Annotated in this window: 19 protein-coding genes and 2 tRNA genes; 6 read left to right on the top strand and 15 right to left on the bottom strand. The window is 67.0% G+C overall.

The genetic code is table 11. The features are described 5' to 3' along the window. Positions 1–3 precede the first annotated feature (3 nt). The 3 genes from F3N42_RS12755 to F3N42_RS12765 all read left to right on the top strand — a co-directional run bounded on the left by F3N42_RS12755 (position 4) and on the right by F3N42_RS12765 (position 2,197). On the top strand, positions 4–906 hold the full coding sequence (locus F3N42_RS12755; protein WP_150864856.1) for a hypothetical protein: 903 nt from the start codon (positions 4–6) through the stop codon (positions 904–906). A 475-nt stretch (positions 907–1,381) separates the two neighbouring features. Beyond that, positions 1,382–1,458, top strand: a tRNA-Arg gene (locus F3N42_RS12760). A gap of 43 nt (positions 1,459–1,501) precedes the next feature. Then, a complete protein-coding gene (locus F3N42_RS12765) occupies positions 1,502–2,197 on the top strand; it encodes an endonuclease/exonuclease/phosphatase family protein (RefSeq protein WP_150864857.1) in 696 nt (231 codons plus the stop codon). Between the two features lie 5 nt (positions 2,198–2,202). Here F3N42_RS12765 and F3N42_RS12770 read toward each other — a convergent pair whose 3' ends face one another. Both F3N42_RS12770 and rnd read right to left on the bottom strand, forming a co-directional pair. Beyond that, positions 2,203–4,308, bottom strand: coding sequence for a VTT domain-containing protein (locus F3N42_RS12770; RefSeq protein WP_150864858.1), 2,106 nt, complete (start codon positions 4,306–4,308; stop codon positions 2,203–2,205). Next, positions 4,305–5,498: a ribonuclease D gene (gene rnd, locus F3N42_RS12775; protein ID WP_150864859.1), complete on the bottom strand. Its 1,194-nt coding sequence runs from the start codon at positions 5,496–5,498 to the stop codon at positions 4,305–4,307. Before rnd ends, F3N42_RS12770 begins: the two co-directional genes overlap by 4 nt. A gap of 211 nt (positions 5,499–5,709) precedes the next feature. Between rnd and F3N42_RS12780 the strand changes: the two genes are divergently transcribed. Then, positions 5,710–7,773 carry a formylglycine-generating enzyme family protein gene (locus F3N42_RS12780; protein ID WP_191621405.1) on the top strand — a complete coding sequence of 688 codons (2,064 nt, stop codon included), beginning with the start codon at positions 5,710–5,712 and terminating at the stop codon, positions 7,771–7,773. A gap of 7 nt (positions 7,774–7,780) precedes the next feature. Here the strand turns inward: F3N42_RS12780 and F3N42_RS12785 are convergent, their stop codons facing one another. The 4 genes from F3N42_RS12785 to metX form a co-directional block, all read right to left on the bottom strand. Next, positions 7,781–8,605 (bottom strand): S1/P1 nuclease, encoded by an 825-nt coding sequence (locus F3N42_RS12785; protein ID WP_150864861.1) that lies wholly within the window; start codon positions 8,603–8,605, stop codon positions 7,781–7,783. Then, positions 8,576–8,662 (bottom strand) — tRNA-Leu (locus F3N42_RS12790). The genes F3N42_RS12785 and F3N42_RS12790 overlap by 30 nt, the downstream gene beginning before the upstream one ends. 70 nt (positions 8,663–8,732) lie before the next feature. Beyond that, positions 8,733–9,308 (bottom strand): cysteine dioxygenase family protein, encoded by a 576-nt coding sequence (locus F3N42_RS12795; RefSeq protein ID WP_150864862.1) that lies wholly within the window; start codon positions 9,306–9,308, stop codon positions 8,733–8,735. Continuing rightward, on the bottom strand, positions 9,305–10,420 hold the full coding sequence (gene metX / locus F3N42_RS12800) for a homoserine O-acetyltransferase MetX (RefSeq protein ID WP_150864863.1): 1,116 nt from the start codon (positions 10,418–10,420) through the stop codon (positions 9,305–9,307). Before metX ends, F3N42_RS12795 begins: the two co-directional genes overlap by 4 nt. Positions 10,421–10,485: 65 nt before the next feature. Here metX and trmB point away from each other — a divergent pair, with 65 nt between their 5' ends. Continuing rightward, entirely contained in the window at positions 10,486–11,190 is a 705-nt protein-coding gene (gene trmB, locus F3N42_RS12805) for a tRNA (guanine(46)-N(7))-methyltransferase TrmB (protein WP_224784919.1), read from the top strand. Here trmB and F3N42_RS12810 read toward each other — a convergent pair. The 9 genes from F3N42_RS12810 to ccmA are packed head-to-tail and all read right to left on the bottom strand — an operon-like array spanning position 11,187 to position 17,841. Continuing rightward, on the bottom strand, positions 11,187–12,248 hold the full coding sequence (locus F3N42_RS12810; RefSeq protein ID WP_150864864.1) for a tetratricopeptide repeat protein: 1,062 nt from the start codon (positions 12,246–12,248) through the stop codon (positions 11,187–11,189). The two genes, trmB and F3N42_RS12810, sit on opposite strands and share 4 nt — an antisense overlap. After that, complete coding sequence (locus F3N42_RS12815) at positions 12,248–12,682, bottom strand: cytochrome c-type biogenesis protein (RefSeq protein ID WP_150864865.1); 435 nt, start codon at positions 12,680–12,682, stop codon at positions 12,248–12,250. Before F3N42_RS12815 ends, F3N42_RS12810 begins: the two co-directional genes overlap by 1 nt. Continuing rightward, a complete protein-coding gene (locus F3N42_RS12820; protein ID WP_150864866.1) occupies positions 12,679–13,215 on the bottom strand; it encodes a DsbE family thiol:disulfide interchange protein in 537 nt (178 codons plus the stop codon). The genes F3N42_RS12815 and F3N42_RS12820 overlap by 4 nt, the downstream gene beginning before the upstream one ends. Beyond that, positions 13,212–15,161, bottom strand: coding sequence for a heme lyase CcmF/NrfE family subunit (locus F3N42_RS12825; protein WP_150864867.1), 1,950 nt, complete (start codon positions 15,159–15,161; stop codon positions 13,212–13,214). The genes F3N42_RS12820 and F3N42_RS12825 overlap by 4 nt, the downstream gene beginning before the upstream one ends. A gap of 3 nt (positions 15,162–15,164) precedes the next feature. Further along, the gene (gene ccmE, locus F3N42_RS12830) at positions 15,165–15,632 is read right to left on the bottom strand and encodes a cytochrome c maturation protein CcmE (RefSeq protein WP_150864868.1); all 468 of its coding nucleotides are present in this window, start codon (positions 15,630–15,632) and stop codon (positions 15,165–15,167) included. Positions 15,633–15,634: 2 nt separating this feature from the next. Continuing rightward, complete coding sequence (gene ccmD / locus F3N42_RS15645) at positions 15,635–15,796, bottom strand: heme exporter protein CcmD (RefSeq protein WP_191621406.1); 162 nt, start codon at positions 15,794–15,796, stop codon at positions 15,635–15,637. Then, positions 15,793–16,542 carry a heme ABC transporter permease gene (locus tag F3N42_RS12840; RefSeq protein ID WP_150864870.1) on the bottom strand — a complete coding sequence of 250 codons (750 nt, stop codon included), beginning with the start codon at positions 16,540–16,542 and terminating at the stop codon, positions 15,793–15,795. Before F3N42_RS12840 ends, ccmD begins: the two co-directional genes overlap by 4 nt. Positions 16,543–16,558: 16 nt before the next feature. Beyond that, positions 16,559–17,254 (bottom strand): heme exporter protein CcmB, encoded by a 696-nt coding sequence (ccmB, locus tag F3N42_RS12845; RefSeq protein ID WP_150864871.1) that lies wholly within the window; start codon positions 17,252–17,254, stop codon positions 16,559–16,561. Next, the gene (gene ccmA / locus F3N42_RS12850; protein WP_150864872.1) at positions 17,251–17,841 is read right to left on the bottom strand and encodes a heme ABC exporter ATP-binding protein CcmA; all 591 of its coding nucleotides are present in this window, start codon (positions 17,839–17,841) and stop codon (positions 17,251–17,253) included. The genes ccmB and ccmA overlap by 4 nt, the downstream gene beginning before the upstream one ends. Positions 17,842–17,988: 147 nt before the next feature. Here ccmA and gor point away from each other — a divergent pair, with 147 nt between their 5' ends. Further along, complete coding sequence (gene gor / locus F3N42_RS12855; RefSeq protein WP_150864873.1) at positions 17,989–19,344, top strand: glutathione-disulfide reductase; 1,356 nt, start codon at positions 17,989–17,991, stop codon at positions 19,342–19,344. Positions 19,345–19,348: the final 4 nt, after the last annotated feature.

Genomic DNA, 19,348 nt, shown 5'->3' on the forward strand with positions numbered 1-19,348 from the left:
CCGATGGATTATCAACGCACGCGCCGGTTCCTGCTGGCCGGCACACTGGCCCTGGTCGCCATCCTGGCGGCGACACCCTTCCTCGATAACCGCGCGGAAGCCAACTACGAGGCCCTGTTCCAGCGTGCCCTGGTGACTTTTGCGCTGGCGCGAACGCTGAACGGCGTGATCTCCGCAGTGCAGGGCACCGAGGTGGCGCTGCAGCCGGCGGGGGTGGGCGTGACGCTGACGCCGGGGGAGATACTCGACCCCGTCAACGACCTGGTCGAGCGGTTTTCATGGATTATGCTGGGCGCGACCGTTTCGCTGGGTATCCAGCAGGTGCTGCTGGAAGTGAGTGCCTGGTGGGTGTTGCAGGCCCTGGTGGTGGTTCTGGCCGTCAGCCTGTTGCTGCTCTTGCTTTTACGGCCGCGTGGCGCCGACGGGACGGACGGCACGGGCCGCCGGGTGCTGTGGCGGGTGCTGATGATCGCGCTGTTCCTGCGCTTCGCCGTGCCGCTGACGCTGATCGCCAATGAAGCCCTGTACGACCTGTTCCTGCAGCCCCGCTACGACGCCAGCACCGAGGTGATTGCGACTGCCGGCGAGGCGCTGGAACGCATGGCCGTGGAAGGCGGGCCCGGTGAGGATGGGCCGCAGCCGGGTGACGGCGAAGCCGGTGGCTCCTGGCTCGATGGCGTCGTCGATTCCCTGGGCCGCGCCTGGGATGGCGCCAGGGACAGCGTGCAACTGGGCGAAAAGGTCAATCGCGTCAAGGAACGAGCCGCCGAGGTCATCGAACACGTCATCCAGTTAAGCGTGGTGTTCATCCTGCAAACGGGCGTTTTGCCCATCGTATTCCTGTGGCTTTTCCTGCAATTGGGCAAATGGTTGCTGCGCCCCAGCACTGGTCGTGCAGAACATTGACATTAATTGAGTAAATTACCTACAAAGTATATATTGACAATAACGGCAATATTTATTATAACAGTCATACAGGGGAGACGCCCAACACGTTACCGGTCTGGCCTGGATAACACGCGGCCCGCATCAAGGGGATTAGCGGAGAAACGCGCAGGGGAGGGACAACGGGTAACAACAGGGTGAAAACAGCCGGCCAGGGTCGAGGCCGGCTGATTTTATGCCTGGACAAAATGCCGCAGGCCACCAGGAAGCCTGCCCTGCACCAGGAATCTGGTGCTCCGGGTCTGCCAGGCCACGAATTCTTGATACCATTCCCACCCAACGCGCCCGTAGCTCATCAGGATACGGGCGACGGCCCAGGTGCCCTGCTTCTTGCGCTTCGCGCAAACCGCAGGCCACCAGGAAGCCTGCCCTGCACCAGGAATCTGGTGCTCCGGGTCTGATAGGCAGCGATTTCTTGATACCATTTCCACCCAACGCGCCCGTAGCTCATCAGGATAGAGCACCAGATTCCTAATCTGGGGGTAGCAGGTTCGAGTCCTGCCGGGCGCGCCATGCTCACTACTCACTCCTAACTCCTCACTCCTCCCCAACCACCTTGACCCAGATCGCGACCTACAACATCCACCGCTGCATCGGTGGCGATGGTCATTACGATCCCGGCCGTATTCGTAAAGTGCTGCAGGAGATCGATGCGGATGTCGTCGCGCTGCAGGAGGTGGAACTGTTTCACGAGCATCCCGGATTGCTGGATGAACTCACCCGGGGCAGTGAGTGGCGGGCGATTCACGATGTCACGCTGCGGCGGTCTTCCGGGCACTACGGCAATGCCGTGCTGACCCGGTTGCCGGTGCTGGCCATGGAGCGGGTTGACCTGTCCTGGCCGGGCCGGGAGCCGCGCGGTGCGCTGGTGTTGCGGCTGGATTCCGGGCACGGCGTGATCGGTTTCGTGGCCACTCACCTGGGGTTGCGGCCGGCGGAGCGGCGGGAGCAGGTGCGGCGCTTGCTGGCCACCATGGAGCGCCTGGATGCGGACGGGGATGAGGGTTGTCCGCTGGTCCTGGCCGGTGACCTGAACGAATGGCTGCTTTGGGGCCGGCCGTTGCGTTGGTTGCGGCGCCGGTTCCTGCCTACACCATCGCCGGCGACCTGGCCCGCTTCGCGGCCGGTTTTCGCGCTCGATCGCATCTGGGTCTCACCGCGCAGTCGGCTGGTCAGTATCGATGTGCATGACTCGCCGCTGGCGCGGCGGGCGTCTGACCACCGGCCCCTCGTCGCCAGGTTGGAGACCTGACTGGGTCAGGATGATTTCAGGACGCGTTTGAGCCCCGTGGCGGCCAGTGCGATCACGACAACGACGACGACCAGTGCCGTCACGGTACCCGCGCCCGGGTCTTTGACGGCCTTGACCAGGCTGCCTGAGAAAAGCGTCAGAGCGCCGATGCCGGGCAACAGGCCGATGGCCGAGCCGACCATGAAGCGGAACAGGCTGATGTGTGAGGCGCCGGCGACGACATTGACTACGGTGTACGGCGCGACGGGGATCATGCGCAACACCGCGACGGCCATGATGCCGCGCTCGGAGAGTCTCTGGCTGAGGCGGTGGACGCGGCTGCCGTCGTAGCGTTCCAGCAATGTGCCTCCCATCAGTTTGCCGGCCTGGAAACCGGCCGCGCCGCTGATCAGGGCGCCGATCATCGAGCAGGCGAAACCCTGCCAGGGCCCCAGCAGCACGGCGGCCACCACGACCAGCAGGCTCAACGGCAGCATGAACAGGCTGGTGATGGCGATCACCGCAAGCACGGCGCCAAAACGGGCCCAGCCATCGTCAAGGAACCCAAGCCAGTCCTGCAGGCGTTGCGTGTCCAGGGCGTCACCCAGCGGTGTCCAGCGCCAGGCCGCCGCCAGTGCCAGCATGAGGACGACCAGCAGGATGAATCCGATCAGCCGTCGATGGCCGGTGGGCTGCTCCTGCTTGGGGATGGCGCGCTGCACCAGGTAGTTCGGGTCGATGGGTTCTTCCGGGTCGAGCAGGTCGCCATCGTCGTTGAGATCAAGCGGCGCACCGGACGCTTCGCGCTCGAGTGGGCGCAGGGAGCGGCCCTGCTCGCTGGCCAGTTCATCGATGACGCGGCTGAGACGGCCATGCTCTCGCAGGTGGTCGCGCACGACGTTGGGAGAGGTATCCAGGTGTTCGGAAAGCAGCCGGTCCAGCGTGTCGGCGGCGGCTGTCGAGTCCGGGGCGTCAATGGCCAGGTCGCACTCGCTGTCCAGGCCCATCGAACGGTTGCTGGCGTTGGCGGAGCCGATGCGTACGAGGCGGTCATCGATCACGGCAATCTTGGCGTGCACGCTGATGCATTCGCCATCGCCCAGTCCGGGCTGGTGTGGGTAGCGCACGCGCAGGCGATCGGCGTGGTCGGCGGCGTAGAGCTGTTCCAGGCGGTGGCGACGCAGTTCATCCATCGTGACCTGCTCAAGCCAGCCGCCGGTATGGTGCGGCAGTACCAGCACCACGTCCGGGCCCTGCTCGCCGGCCAGGCGCTCGGCCAGGGCGCTCGCCAGGCGGGCGGAAGAAAAGTACTGGTTCTCGATATAGATGTAGTCCTGCGCGGACGCGATCGTGTCCAGCCACAGTTGTTCGACCTCGCGCACGGGCTCGTGCTCTTCCCAGGCGGGCAGCGTGCGGGCAATGGCCACCGGGGTTGCTTCCCAGGCTGGCTCCACCGAATCCGGCCAGGGTGATGTCGCGTGGTCGTTGCGCGCGGGTTGTCCAGGGCATGGGCTGGCGCCGCAACGTTGCCAGCGCGCGCGAGCCAGTTCGCCGAGTGCGGCGGCGGCATCGCCTTCAACCACCATCATGGCGTCGTGGAACGGGGGGTAGGGCTTGCCGTCAGGGTCGGTCCGGCGTGGGTCATCCGGGGCATGTGACGCGTCATCCCAGCGCCAGCGGCTGAGGTCGATGCCGCCACAGAACGCGACCCGGTCGTCGATCACCACCAGTTTCTGGTGCTGTGATCCGCCCGGGGGGTGGGCGCCGTCAAAATGCACGTGCAGGCGCTCATCGGTGCCAAAACGCAGCTTGAGGTCCTGGAACCATTCGCGCTCGCGGGCATAGACCGGGTTGTAGTTCCAGCTCAGCAGCCAGGCATCGAGATCGGCGTTGTCTTCGACCTGCCGGCAAAGGGCGTCCTGCAGGCTCGGGTCGTCGTCGCCGCGTCCCAGCCGTTCACGGCGGTCGAAATCCCAGCCGACGATCAACACCTGTTCCCGGGCATGCGCCAGCGACTCGCGCAGCGCGCGGAAGTAGTGCGCCGACTCGACGATGACGGCCGCACGGCTGGCGATTTCGATCCGCCAGGCGTTGTCTCCGGGCCTGAACGGTGATGAAGGTTCTGCCGTCATTCCTCTTCGTCGTTGACCGGGTTGGCGAATTCCGTGAGTACGTCGTCCAGGCAGTCAGCGCGCCAGCCATCCAGGCGGCCGGGCAGGGGCGGCTGGGTGCCCTCGTAAACCAGCTGTTCCAGTTCCTTTCGCGACGCCAGCAGCGCGGGTTCGATGTCCAGGGCGCGGGCCTTGTTGGCCACGGCGTCACGCAATGCCGCCAGGCGCTTGCGCTGTTTCGGGGTCGCCCGGGGGATCTCGGGCAGGCGCTCGCCGCTGTCCAGCACGTCCTGGACAAGCCGGTTCAGCGTGGCCTGGTGGCGCTGGCGGGCCCGAGGGTGCAGGCTTTCGACCTCGATGAGCTGTTCGGGCTCGGTCATGCGGCGCGATGCGATGGTCAGCAGTGCGCCGTCGGGGATGATGAAACCACGCGGCCGATTGCGCTCGCGCGCCACGCCTTCGCGCCAGGCGGCGAGTGCCGAGAGGATGGCCAGGGCCTGGCCGTCCAGGCGTCCCGCACCCTTGATCCGCTGCCAGGCGGTGGACGGGTCGGCGGGCCTGGCGGCGGCATCGATGACGCGCGCGCAGTCTTCTTCCAGCCAACCCAGGCGGCCTTTGTCCTGCAGCTGCTCGCGCAGGATCTGCCACATCTGCGGCAACACGCAGACGTCCAGGGCCGCGTAGCGCAGCTGCGCCGGCTTGAGTGGGCGCGCGCACCAGTTGCTGCGGGTCTGGTCCTTGTCGACCTCCAGGCCCAGCAGCCATTCCGCGGCCTTGTGGTAGCCCAGTTGCAGCGGCTGGCCGAGCATGGCGCAGGCCAGCTGGGAGTCGACCAGCGGCACGGGCAGCGCGCCGACGGTATTGGCGAGCACGTCGAGGTCCTCGGACGGGCTGTGGAACAGCTTGGTGATGCCCGGGTCCTCGAGCAGTTCGCGCAGGGGCGGCAACGTGCCTTCTGCCAGCGGGTCGAGCAACCAGACGGTCTGGCCGTCGGAAATCTGCACCAGGCCGAGCTCGGCGAAGTAGGTGCGCTCACGGACAAATTCGGTATCAAGCGCCAGCAGGTCGGCCCGGCGCCAGGCTTTCGCGGCGCGCGCGACCTGCGCGCCGGTGGTCAGCATGATGGGGCGGTCGGCCGCCGCGAGCGCGGTGTCCAGGGTCTGGTCGGTGAGTTCTGGCAAGGTGAGGTTTCGCTTTTTAAACAGGCTCATCAGCCTTGTTTATGAAGGTTTTTTAAAATTTCCCGGAGCCTTGTTGCTCCGGAACAACTGGGGTATTGTGAGGCATTGGGGCCGGTACCCTTCGCGGCCATCGCAACCATAACACGCGAAGGTGAATACAGTGGACGGTTCAGCAACTGGATTTGCAAGAATAATGGGGCGTTTAAGCAGGTCTTTCCCGCTTATCTTCTGGCTTGCCTGCATGCCGGGCACGATGGCGCTTGCCCAGCAATCGTCCACCGACACCGACAGCGACAGCGGATCGGCCGAGACGCCGGTCAAGCGACTGGGCGACGTGGCCGGCGAGGATTATTCGATCGGTTTTGACCTTCCGGCCGCAAAGCCCGAGGAGCGCGGCCGGGCGATGTACGAGCTGCCCGACCACTCGCAGAACGCCCGCCTGCAATCCATCCTGTCGCGACTCGCCACCCGCCCCGGCAACCCACAGGCACTGAAGGAACTGCAGTCGGTGCTGCGCGAAGCACTGGTGCTGGCCGATGACTTCATGAATGAGGGCGACCTGGACGAGGCGGCACAGGTGCTGTCGGTGATTCGCAATGTCGACCCGAATACGTCTGGACTGGGGGCCGCCACGCAGCGGTTGAACGACCTGGTGCCGGATAACGCGGCGCGCCGCGCACCGCAGAAGCGCAACACCGTCGACAGCGTGTCGCCGTACAACCTGCCAGACCCCACGCAGACGGCCCGCCTGGATGAACTGCTGTCGATACTCGCCACGCGGCCGCGCAATGGCCCGGCGCTACGCGAACTTGATGCATTGTTGAATGATGTCCTGCGCCAGGCCGAAGTGGCCCGCGAGGCCGGGGACTACGAGCGCGCGGAGCGACTCAACCGCGTAGTTCGTTCCGTGAACCCGCGCAAGAGCGGCCTGGCCGAATCGCGCGAAGGGCTGGAAACCGCCCGCCAGGTGGATGACCTGCTGGCGGCCGCGGCGGCTGCCAGGCGCGCCGGGGCGCTGATCGAGCCACCCCTGGAAAGCGCTTACTACTACTGGCGCCGCGTGGTCGAACTCGACCGGACCAACCCGGAAGCCGCCGAGGGCCTGGCGCAGGTCCAGCAGGCCATGGTGGACAACGCCATGGCCGCGGCCCAGAACGACGATGAGGAGCTGGCCGAGCAATGGCTGGAAGAGGCCTCGGCCGTGCGCGAGTCGCAGGAGCTTGTTGTCGATGCGAGGCTGCAGATGGGCCGGTTGCGTGATGAACAGGCGCAGTCCATTGAAAACCAGGTCATTTCGCTGATCCACCAGGGCGATTACCAGCGCGCCGAATTCCTGCTGATCGACCTGATCGCCCTTGGGGGCTACGAACACCGCGTGGCCGGCCTGCGTGACATGATCGCCCGTGAACAGGTCTACGGCAGCTACGAGCCCGGGCAGGTCATTCGCGACCACCTGCGGGGCAGTGGCGCCCGCGCACCCGCGGTGATCGTGATCGGCGCCGGCGGTTTCCAGATGGGCGCCGCGGCCGATGATGAAGACGCCGTGTCCACGGAGCGGCCGGCTCACCGGGTCAATTTCCAGCGCGCGTTCGCCATCGGCATCAACGAGGTCACGGTCGGGGAATTCCGCGACTTCATCCGCGCGACCAACTATCGCACCGATGCCGAGCGCGACCGCCGAAGTGATGTCTGGGACGACGACCTGGGCCAGCTGGCCTCGCGTGGCCAGGTGGACTGGCAGCTCGATTACGCTGGCCGTCCGGCCACGGACCAGCTGCCGGTGCTGCATGTCAGCTGGAACGACGCCCAGGAGTATGTGCGCTGGCTGTCGCAGGTTACCGGTGAGCGCTACCGTTTGCCCAGCGAAGCCGAATTCGAGTACGCCCTGCGCGCCGGTACGCACCGACCCTGGTGGTGGGGCAGTGACCGCCCGCGCGATGCGATCGAGAACCTGGCCGGTGAGCACGACAAGTCGGCGTCATCGCGGCGCTTCTCCAACTACATCAGGGGTTACGGCGACGGCTACTGGGGACCTGCGCCGGTGGGCGTGCTGTCGAGTAACGCCTGGGGGCTTTACGACATGGCCGGCAACGTGGCCGAGTGGGTACAGGACTGCTGGCACGTCAACTATGTCCGCGCGCCGGCCGATGGCAGCGCCTGGGAAAACCCCGGCTGCGACCGCCGCGTGGTGCGGGGCGCCTACTGGGCCAGCTCACTGAAGCAGGCGCGCTCCTCGGCCCGCCTGTCCGTCGCGCCGGACCTGCACACTCCCCAGGTGGGGTTCCGCGTGGCCCGCGACCTCTGATCGACGCCTAGTCGTTTCCCAGCTCGCTGTTGAGCACCAGGGTCAGCCGTTCGGCGGCCATGTCCATCTGCTGTAAGGTCACCTGCCAGCTGCGTTGGGCGAATGCGTCGTTGATATCCCGGCTCGGCGGGTAGGCGAAATTCCGCGTGACGGAAAAGGTTTCGTTGGTCCAGGCGATCAGTTCCGCCGTATTCCAGGCCCGCGCGCCGGTATTCGGTCGCGCCTCCAGCGTATCCGCCAGCCCTCGCCAGCCATCGCTGAAGTGCTCGGGCAGCGCGTGGTCCCAGAAGGCGTGCAGGTTCAACTTCTCGCCCCGGTAGCGAACCGACACCAGGTTGCCGCCCCTGTCGTCGGCGTAACCCACGTGCAGGGGCTGGTGCAGGTCGCCCATGAAATGGCACAGGAAGCCGAACGCGCGCGCCCGGTCCGCGGGTTCCAGCGATGGGTCGCCCAGCTGCCCGGCGTACTTCGCGACCGCGGCCACCACGCATTGCCCCCCGGGACAGTCGCGCGCCGCGGAGTAGCGGTTCGAGCCAGGGTCAATGTTGACGTAGTGCAGCGGCGCACTCCATTCGCCCCCGGCCGTCTCGCGATAGGCGTCGGGATAGCGGCAAGCGGCGGCGATGGTGTCTGCGCCGACCGTGGCGCCAGGGGTGTTTTCAGCCAGCAGCCGTGACAGCGCTTGTCGCGTCACGGGGCTGGCCTGCTCGACTGCCAGCACGCCAATGGCGGCGTGGCCGTCGCCGTCCCAGGCCACGGCGGACGGGGCCAGGCTGGCCAGCAGTAGCAGCAGGGGTACGAATGGTGCCGAAGGAGAGACTCGAACTCTCACTCTGTTTCCAGAAACGGATTTTGAATCCGTCGCGTCTACCGGTTCCGCCACTTCGGCACGGAAGGGACGCAGATTATATCGACGGTGGACGGGCTTAGCCAGCTTGGAAACCTTGCCGCAGGCCGGGTCAGGCGGCGTCCAGCTCCAGGGTTTTCGGCACCTTTCGGTACCAGTCGGAGTCGCCGTCGCGCATGAACATGTTGCAGGTCTCCATGGCATGCTTGTAGATGTGGATGGAGACGGCCGGCTTTTCCGGATCGGTGTTCTGGATGGTGTGGTACTCGTGCGGCGGAATCAGGCTGCCGGCGCTGCCGCAGCCGGCGACGATGCTGCCCATTTCCTCGAAGCGGTAACGGTCGTCGGCCTGCTCCAGCAGCTGGTAGGAGACCACTTCGATACAGCCGGCCCAGACGCCTTCCACGCACCACATGCCGTCATGGTCGTGAATGGGCGTACCCTGGCCGGGGCCCCAGGTCATGGCGATCATCGAGTAGCCGCGCGTGGGGTGGGTGAAGACCTCGCGGCGCGCGTAGTGGCCGGGGATGATCTCGAACAGGCTGTCCGGCAGGCGGATGCCCGGGTCGGCGATGCATTCGACCAGCGCGCGGCGCAGGCAGGTGGTGGTCTCGTACGCGCACTCGCCGTAAATGGCGCGGTCGACGCGCTCGATCATGCGATCCTTACCCTGGAATTCGAGGCTCATGGTGCGATGTTTTCCCGCTTGGCGATGGAGCGGAAGTAGCCGCCGACGACACTTCCGAAGTTGTCAGAGTCTACCAGAAAGGCGTCGTGGCCCTGCGGTGACGGCAGCATCTCCAGGCGCGTATCGATGCCCAGCTGGATCAGCGTGCGCGCGATCTCACCCTGTTGCCGCGCCGGGAACAGCACGTCGGTATCCACGCCGATCACCAGGGCGCTGTCCAGGCGCACGTCGGCCAGGGCTTCGGCCAGGCCGTCTTCACAGCCCGCGGAGGCGTCGAAGCGGTCCATGGCGCTGGACAGGTACAGGTAGCTGCAGGGGTCGAAGGCACCGATGAAGCGGCGGGCCGCGGCCTCCAGGTAGGACTCGACCTCGTAGCGCATGCCCCACCAGGCTTCATCGTAATACGATTGCTGGTCGCGCCCAAAGCGGTCCTGCCACTCGATGGCCGAGCGGTACGAGACCATGCCCAGCTTGCGCGCCAGCCGCATGCCGTTCTCCGGCCAGGCGTCGTCGCTGTACTGGCCATCTTTCCAGTTCGGGTCGGTGACGATCATCTCGCGCTGGAGAGAGCGGATGGCGATGCTGAACGGCTCGGCGCGCGGCGCGCTGGAAATGCTCAGCAGGTGGCGGGCAGCCATCGGGTCTTGGCGCAGGTGCGCCAGCGTGGTCATGCCGCCCATGGACGGGCCGACCAGGGCGCACAGCTGTCCCACGCCCAGGTGGCGCAGCACCAGTCGCGAGGCCGCGGCGATGTCTTCCAGCGCCAGCAATGGGAACGCACGGCGCCATGGCCGCCCGGTGGCCGGGTTGATGCTGGCCGGGCCGGTGCTGCCCTTGCAGCTGCCCAGCGAGTTGACGCAGATGACAAAGAACCGCTCGGTATCGATCGGCTTGCCGGGGCCCACCATGAACTCCCACCAGCCTTCCTCCGGGTCGGCCGCGCAGGACGCCGCATGGGCACTGGGCGACAGGCCGGTATGGATGAGCACGGCGTTCGAGCGGGCTTCATTGAGCTCGCCCCAGGTTTCATAGGCCAGTTCGATGGCATCCAGCTGGCCGCCGCGCGTGAACGCGAAGGGCTGGTCGTGTTTATAGATCTGGGTGGCGGACATCTGCTGTGGCGACGGGCGCTTCAAATCGGGTAGCGTAATGAAAAGCCGTACCGAGAGCCACCACCGTGACCCAATCTCCAGCTGCCGCAAACACGCCATCGGCGATGTCGGGGCGTTCGCGCGAGGTCTCGAGCCGCCAGTCGGAGCCGCATCCGCGGCTGGCGGAGGTGCTCGAACGGCACCGGGCGACACGCTGGAAGCAACCACTGCACCCTCCGACGATCGCCGCGTTCCGGGCCCTGGAGCGGCAACTGGCGCCGGGCGAGCACGAACGGCTGGTGCTGGATTCGGGCTGCGGCACGGGCGATTCGACACGCGCGCTGGCCCGGCTTCACCCGGACAGCGTGGTCATCGGCGTGGATCGCAGCGCGGCCCGACTGGCACGGACGGGCGTCGGTGCCGAACCACTGCGGCAGGACAACTGTCTCTGGGTGCGCGCCGAGCTGGCGAGTTTCTGGCGGCTGGCGCTGGCGGCCGGCTGGCGGCCGCGGGTCCATTACCTGCTGTACCCGAATCCCTGGCCCAAACCCGGGCAGTTGCAACGGCGCTGGCACGGCCACCCGGTGTTTCCGGACCTGGTCGCGCTGGGTGGGCGGCTGGTCATGCGCACCAACTGGGCGGTCTATGCGCAGGAATTTGCGTTCGCCCTGGGCCGGGCGCGGGGGCGCGATGTGGCGGTGGATAAACTGGCCCGGCCGGACGGCCTGACGCCGTTCGAGCGCAAGTACCGCGACAGCGGACACTGCCTGTACGAGGTGTCGGACGGCTAGTCGGCCGTGGGCTTCAGGACCACGATCAGCTGCCCGGTCGTGTCGTGGGTGTCGACGGTGACGGGGTCGCTGGCGGGGTCGTTGGGTCCGGGCAGCGGGTCGCCATCGAGTGACAGGCGTGCCAGCACTTCCAGCCGGGCCACGCCGGACACCGGCCGGGCCGCCATCATGGCGTTGCCGTCATCCAGTGTGACGTCCACCGGGAACAACGGCTGCTCAACGCGGACCACGCCCAGGGGCGGTCGCGGCGCCATCGGGTCGCGGGCCACCAGGTACAGCACCGCGCCGTCGGGGAAGGGCGGCTGCAGGTCCGGGGCGGTGATGGTCACGCGCAGGCCGGGCCAGGCGCCCTCGGTGCTTGCCTGGGCCGGTGAAACGGCAGACGGCCCAGCCGGTTCGGCGGATTGCCCCAGCCGTCCCCTGGCCTGGGCCAGCTGTTCCTCGACGCTGGCGGCCACGTCCGAGCCCGGTGGCAGCATGGGCAGCAGGCGTTGCCAGTAATCAATGGCCGCGGCGTCATTGCCGGCCTGGACCTCGAGGATACCCAGCAGCCACAGACCCTTCTGCAGTGTGGGGTCGGCATCGACCGCCGCCTGCAGCAACTCGCGAACCTGCGGATCGACGCCATCGCGGCGGCCGGAGGCAAAGATCATGGCCTCCGCCAGCTCAACCTGCACCACCGCGTCGTCCGGTGACAGCGCCAGGGCATTGTTGAAGGCTTCCAGCGCGCCGTCGTAGCGGCGCATGGACTTCAGGCTGCGGCCCAGCAGCATCCAGCCTTCCAGGTTCTCCGGGTCCGCGGCCAGGCGCTCGCGCAACTGCGCCAGCAGGGTCTCGACGTCGGTATCCTCCGCAGTGGCCGCCGCCGCTGCGGTCGTAGCGCCCACGCCGACCCCTTCGGGTGACCCCACGCCCTGGTACAGCATCAGCGTGGTGACCGGCACCAGCAGGACCAGGCAGGCGCCCAGGCCCAGCCAGGTCCCGCCGCGCCGCAGCAGCGGCCAGCACAGCACCAGCGCGGCAAAAATAGGGATGGCGATGGCAAGGATCCAGAACATCAGGGCAACTCACTCTCTTCATCGTCGAGCAGGCCGCGGCGCCGGCGGATGTTGACGCCGACCAGTACCGCGCCGGCCAGCAGCAGGAACAACGGCGCGACCCACAGCACCACGGTGTTGGGCTGGACCGGTGGGCGGTAGAGCACGAAGTCGCCGTAGCGCTCGACCATGAAGCGCTTGATCGCCTCGTCGTCGTGGCCTTCGCGCATCATCCGCCAGACCTCGTGGCGCAGGTCCTGGGCCAGCACCGCGTTGGAGTCGGCCAGGCTCTGGTTCTGGCAGACCACGCAGCGTAGCTCGGCGGCCAGGGCCTGGAACCGGGCCTGCTCGGCCGCGGATTCGAAAACCAGCGGCTCGCGGTTGGCCGACGGCTGGGCCAGGGCGGTCGCCGCGACCAGCCACGTGAGCAGGGCAAACACCAGCGATCGGGTCATGGCGGACCGGCCTCCATCCGTTGCAGCAGCGGCAGGATCTGGTCCTCGACCACCTCGGGCGTGACCGCGCCGATATGCTTGAAGACAATCACGCCGTTGGCGTCGACCAGGAAGGTCTCGGGCGCCGCGACAACGCCGAAATCGATACTGGTGCGACCGTCCTGGTCATTCATGTGAAACAGGTAGGGGTCACCGTGGCGTTGCAGCCAGGCCTTGGCCTCAGCCGGCGTGTCGCGGTGGTTCATGCCGACCACGCGGACCACGCCAAGCCGGGCCAGGTCGGCGATGACCGGGTGCTCCACGCGGCAGGCATAGCACCAGCTGGCCCAGAAATTGGCCAGCCAGGGCTCACCCAGCATGTCTTCCGGGGTGTAGCGTTTTTCCGGCTGGAACAGGTCCGGCAGGTCAAATTCGGGTGCGGGTTTACCCACCAGCGGGGAGGGCAACTCGTCCTTGCGGTCGGCGTTTTGCAGGCCAATCCATAGCAGGATCGCCAGGCCGGCGAACAGCAGCAGAGGAACGAGGCGGCTCACGCGGCGGCACCGGCGCCGCTATCCGGCGTGGCTTTCCGCCCGCGGTAGCGCCGGTCGGTGGCGGCCAGCAGGCCACCGGCAAACATGAACAGCGCACCCAGCCAGACCCAGCGCACGAACGGCTTGATGTAAAGGCTCACGGCCCAGGCCCCTTCGCCCAGCGGCTCACCGAGCGAGACATACAGGTCACGGCCCAGGCCCGGGTCGATGGCGGCCTCGGTCATCACCTGGCCGTCGCGCAGGTAGTGCCGCTTCTGTGGCTTCAGCGTGGTCACCGGGGCCTGGTCACGGCTGACCATGAAGTCGCCCTCGTCGGCGCGGTAGTTCGGGCCCTGGACCTGCCGGGTACCGCCGAATTCGAAGGTGTAGCCACCCAGTTCGAAGCGATCGCCCGGCGCCATGCGAATGTGTTTCTCGGCGCTGGTCACGCCCGCCAGCGAGATACCGACCATGAAGATGCCCAGGCCGAAATGGGCCAGTGTCATGGCGGTTTCCTGCCGTGTGAAGCCGGCCTGCTGGCCCTGGCCGCGCAGGCGCTTCAGCGGCCAGGCCAGGCTGGCGGCGATCAACCAGGCCGCGCCGGCCACACCGGTGACAGGCGCGATGCCCGGTTCCGGCAGCCACCACCAGGTGAGCGCGCCGGCCACGGCGGCCAGCGTCGCCGGCCAGCGCAGCTGTTTGAGCAGGCGACCCAGGCGGTCGCGTTTGAAGCGCGCGAACACGCCCAGCGGCAGGGCCACCACCAACGGCACCAGCAGCAGGCTGAACAGCAAAGCGAAGTAGGGCGGGCCCACGGAGATCTTGCCCGCGCCCATGGCGTCCACGGCCAGCGGGTAAAGAGTGCCCAGCAGCACCATCGCGCAGATCACCGCCAGCACCAGGTTATTGACCAGCAGCAGTGACTCGCGGGAGATGCCGGCGAAGCCGCTGCCCATCATCATCTTTGGTGCGCGCACACTGAACAGGGTCAGCGAGCCGCCGACGACGATCACCAGGTAGCCCAGGATGAACAGGCCACGGGTGGGGTCGGAGGCGAAGGCGTGCACCGAGGTCAGCACGCCGGAGCGCACCAGGAAGGTTCCCAGCAGGCTCAGCGAAAACGCGGCGATGGCCAGCAGCAGGGTCCAGTTGCGGAAGGCACCGGTTTTCTCAGTCACGGCCTGTGAGTGCAGCAGTGCCGTGCCCACCAGCCAGGGCATGAACGAGGCGTTCTCGACAGGGTCCCAGAACCACCAGCCACCCCAGCCCAGTTCGTAGTAGGCCCACCAGCTACCCAGCGCGATGCCGAGGGTCAGGAAGGCCCAGGCCACGTGCGTCCACGGCCGGGTCCAGCGCACCCACTGCCGGGTGACCTCGCCGCGCAGCAGCGCCGCCACCGCGAATGCGAACGGAATCGCAAAGCCGACATAACCCATGTACAGCATCGGCGGGTGGATGATCATGCCCGGGTCCTGCAACAGCGGGTTCAGGTCCAGGCCCTCCACGGGTGGCGGCAGGATGCGCTCAAACGGGTTGGAGGTGTACAGGATGAACAGGCAGAAGCCCACCGCGACCCAGCCCAGCACCGCCAGTACGGTGGCGCGGAACTCGGCCGGCAGGCTGCGGCTGAATACGGCCACGGCCAGGGTCCAGCCCACAAGGATCAGCTGCCACAGCAGCAACGAGCCTTCGTGGGCGCCCCAGACGGCGGTAAAACGGTAATACAGGGGCAACTGGGAGTTGCTGTTGCGGGCTACGTACTCAACCGAGAAGTCCTGCGTGACGAAGGCCGTGGTCAGCAGCACGTAGGCCAGCAGCACGAGGACGAACTGCACCAGCGCCGCGGTGGGCGCCAGGCCCAGCAGCGTGGCTTCGCGGCCACGCACGCCCAGGACCGGCACCACGCCCATGAACAGCGCGACCAGCAGCGCGCAGACCAGGGTGACCTGTCCCAGTTCGGCGATCATGGTTCAGCCCTCGCCGTTGTCTTCAACAGGCTGGCCGCCCATCGGGTGACCGGCTTCGCGCAGCGCCTCGGCCACTTCCGGGGGCATGTAGTTCTCATCGTGCTTGGCCAGCACCTCGGCCGCGGTAAACACGCCGTCGGCCCCCAGCGTGCCGCGGGCAATGATGCCCTGGCCTTCGCGGAACAGGTCCGGAAGGATGCCGTCGAAACGCACCGGAACCGAGGCGACGCCGTCGGTGACCACGAACTCGACCTGCAGGCCGTCGTCGGCGCGGCGCACGGAACCCAGCTCGACCAGGCCACCCAGGCGGAAGGCCCGATCCGGCGGCAGGGACTGCGCCTGCACGTCCTTGGGGCTGATGAAGTACAGCATGTTCTGGCGCAATGACCAGGTCAGCAGCGCGGCGGCAACGCCCACGCCAACGAGAATGATGAGGATGCCGAACAGCCGGCGTCTGCGAACGGGGTGCATGGTCAGTCGGGGGTTCCGTTTTGATCGGGTTTGGGCGCCGCGCGATGCCCGGCCAGCCAGGACTTGCGGAAGCGGCGGCCGCGCAACACGGGCGCGATCGCGCACCAGGCCAGTACGACCACGGCAATCGCGTAGGCAGACAGTATGAACGGCGTATGGTTCACGATGAGCCCTCCATCAGCACCTCGCGCGCCCAGCGCTTGCCGCGGTCCTGCTCGAGCAGCTGGTTGCGCGCGCGCGTCAGCAGGCAGGCGCCGTAGTAGAACTTGGTGGCGACCGCCATGATCAGCAGCGGCCAGAGCATGGACGGGTGAATGCTGCTGCCACTCATGCCGATGCTGCCCGGCTGGTGCAGCGTGTTCCACCAGTTCACCGAGAAATGGATGATCGGCACGTTCACCACGCCGACGATCGCCAGCAGTGACGCGGCGCGGGCGGCCTTTCGTGGCTCGTCGTAGGCGTTGTAGAGGCCGATGACGCCCAGGTACAGGAACAGCAGCACCAGTTCCGATGTCAGCCGCGCGTCCCAGACCCAGTACGTGCCCCAGGTGGGGCGGCCCCAGAGCGAGCCGCTGGCCAGGGTGACGATCGTGAAGGCGGCGCCCACCGGGGCGCTGCAGATCATCAGAATTTCCGCCACGCGGACGCGCCAGACCAGTGCGCAGATACCGAAAACGGCCATGAACAGGTAGATCATCCATGACATCCAGGCCGATGGCACGTGGATGTACATGATGCGCACGCTCTCGCCCTGCTGGTAGTCCGGCGGCGCCAGCACCAGGCCCTGGAACAGGCCCCAGGCGGTCAGCAACACGAACGCCGCCCACAACCACGGCACCAGCTTGCCGCTGAAGCGGTAGAACCAGGGCGGGGATCCGAATTGGTGAAACAGTCGCTTGAGTCGGCTCATTATCGGTCGTCGACGGTCATTCCAGGCTCAGCCTGAGGGCGGCGGCAATGGCGAATGGCGCCAGCGTCGCGGCCGCCACCAGCATGGCCACCATCAGGCCAAGCTGCCCATTGTAAGGCAAGCCGTCCACGGCCGCCCCTGTCGCGTTGGTGGCGAGGATCAGCACCGGCACGTAGAGCGGGAAGACCAGCAGTGAAAGCAACTGACCGCCACGACGGGCACCCACGGTCAACGCGCTGCCGATGGCGCCGATGGCACTCAGCGTCGGCGTGCCGATGGCCAGTGTCAGCGCCAATATGACAGCGCCTTCGGCCGGCAACTGCATCCACACCGAAAGCAGCGGTGACAGCAGCACGATGGGCAGCCCCGCCACCAGCCAGTGCGCGCAGACCCGGGCCAGGGCCACCAGTGTCAGCGAATGGCCGGAGACCACCCACTGCTCGATACTGCCGTCGTCCCAGTCAGCGCGGAACAGCGTGTCCAGCGACATCACCGTGGCCAGCAGCGCGGCAATCCAGATCACGCCGGGGGCCATATCGGCCAGCCTTTGCGGCGACGGGCTCACTCCCAGGGGGAACAGGCTGACGACGACGGCCAGGAACACCAGCGGCTGCAGGATTTCCGCGCGTCGCCGGAAGGCGAGCTTCAGGTCACGGCGGAACACCGGGCCGAACGCGGCCCCGGCGGGTGATTGTGGCCCGTGGTCGTTCATGCGTCCGCCTCCGCCGGCCGGATGGCGAGTTCCCGGAAGCCGGCGATGGCCGGTTTCAGGTCGCCGTGCGTACTCATGACACAGGCACCACCACTGGCCAGGTGCGCCGCCAGCAGCCCGTCCAGCATGGCCGCGCCTTCGCGGTCCAGGTTGGCATAGGGTTCATCCAGCAGCCATAACGACGCCGGGGCCAGCAGCAGCCGGGCCAGGGCGCAGCGCTTGCGCTGGCCGGCTGACAGCGTTCCGGCCATTTGCCGTGTCGCCGCCGCCAGGCCCACCCGCTCGGCCGCGGCCTGCAGGTCGGCAGTGGGCGAGCCGGCGAAATCCCGCGCCAGCCGCAGGTTTTCGAGCACGTCCAGGTCGTCTTTCAGCGCCAGGCGGTGGCCAATCCAGGCCGTGGCAACGCGGCGGGTCACGTGGCCGGAGCTGGGTGCCCCCAGGCCGGCGAGCAGCCGCAGCAGCGTGGTCTTGCCCGATCCGTTCGCGCCGGTCAGCACCCACAGTTCTCCCGCGGCGACGTCGAGGTCGACCGGGGCGAACACCGGGTGGAAATGGCGTTCCAGGGTCAGGTGGGTGGCTTGTAGCATCGATGGTCGGAAAGCGGCCTGGGCGCTAATGCTACGGGCTGTTTCCGGGCAAGTCCATGCAACTGCTTCATAAGCCGCACATAGGCATTCACACGCCGGCCTGTTAGATTAACCGGCCGCCTGCCATATTCCGGAGTTCCGTTTTACATGTCCCAGTACGATTACGACCTGTTTGTCATCGGCGCCGGTTCCGGCGGCGTCCGTGCCGCCCGTATCGCCGCGGGGCATGGCGCGCGCGTGGGAATCTGCGAGGAAAGCCGCGTCGGCGGTACCTGCGTGATCCGCGGATGCGTACCGAAGAAACTGCTGTCGTACGCGGCACATTTCGCCGAGGAATTCGAGGATGCCGCCGGTTTCGGCTGGACCGTGGGCGAAACGCGCTTCGACTGGGCGACCCTGGTCGCCAACAAGGACCGCGAAATCGACCGGCTGGAAGGGATCTACCAGTCGCTGCTGTCCGGCTCAGGCGTGGACCTGGTCGAGGGTCGCGGCACCCTGGTGGACCCGCATACCGTGGCCGTGGGCGAACGCCGCATCACCGCGGAGCGCATCCTGCTGGCCGTGGGCGGCTGGCCCTGGGTACCGGACTTTCCCGGCCGTGAGCATGTCATCACCTCCAACGAGGCGTTTCACCTGGAGTCGCTGCCCGGCCGGGTCATCGTGGTCGGCGGCGGCTATATCGCCTGCGAGTTTGCCGGCATCTTCAATGGCCTGGGCTCGGAAACCCACCAGGTCTATCGCGGTGACGCGGTGTTGCGCGGGTTTGATGATGATGTGCGGCGCGTGGTCGGGCGCGAAATGACGGCGAAAGGCGTGCGCTTCCACCTCGAGGACAACATCCAGGCCATCCGGCCGGTGGACGGCGCGCTACGCGCCACGCTCGACAGCGGCGACGAGATCGACGCCGACTGCGTGATGTACGCAACCGGCCGAGTGCCAAAATCCGAAGGGTTGGGACTGCGGGCGGCCGGCGTGGACGTGCGCGCGGACGGCTCCGTGCCGGTCGACGAATACTCGAAGACCAATGTCGACAGCGTGTTCGCGGTGGGCGACATCACCCACCGGGTCAACCTGACGCCGGTGGCCCTGCACGAGGGCCACGCGTTCGCCGACACTCAGTTTGGCGGCATGCCGCGCCCGGTCGACCATGCCTTCGTGCCTTCGGCGGTATTTTCACAGCCGCAGGTGGGCAGCGTGGGCTGGCCGGAACACGAGGCACGGAACCACTACGGCGACATCGACGTCTACAGGTCAGAGTTCCGGCCGATGAAGCACACGCTGTCCGGGCGCCAGGAAAAGGCGCTGATGAAAATGATCGTGGCCCGTGAGACCCGCAAGGTTGTGGGCCTGCACGTGGTCGGCCCTGACGCACCAGAGATTGTCCAGGGCTTCGCCGTGGCCGTAAAATGCGGCCTGACGAAAGAACAATTTGACGCCACCATCGGCATCCATCCGACGGCGGCCGAGGAGCTTGTCACCATGCGACAGGCCGTTTCGGATTAATGAG

It is taken from the genome of Marinihelvus fidelis, assembly GCF_008725655.1.
Lineage (GTDB): Bacteria > Pseudomonadota > Gammaproteobacteria > Xanthomonadales > SZUA-36 > Marinihelvus > Marinihelvus fidelis.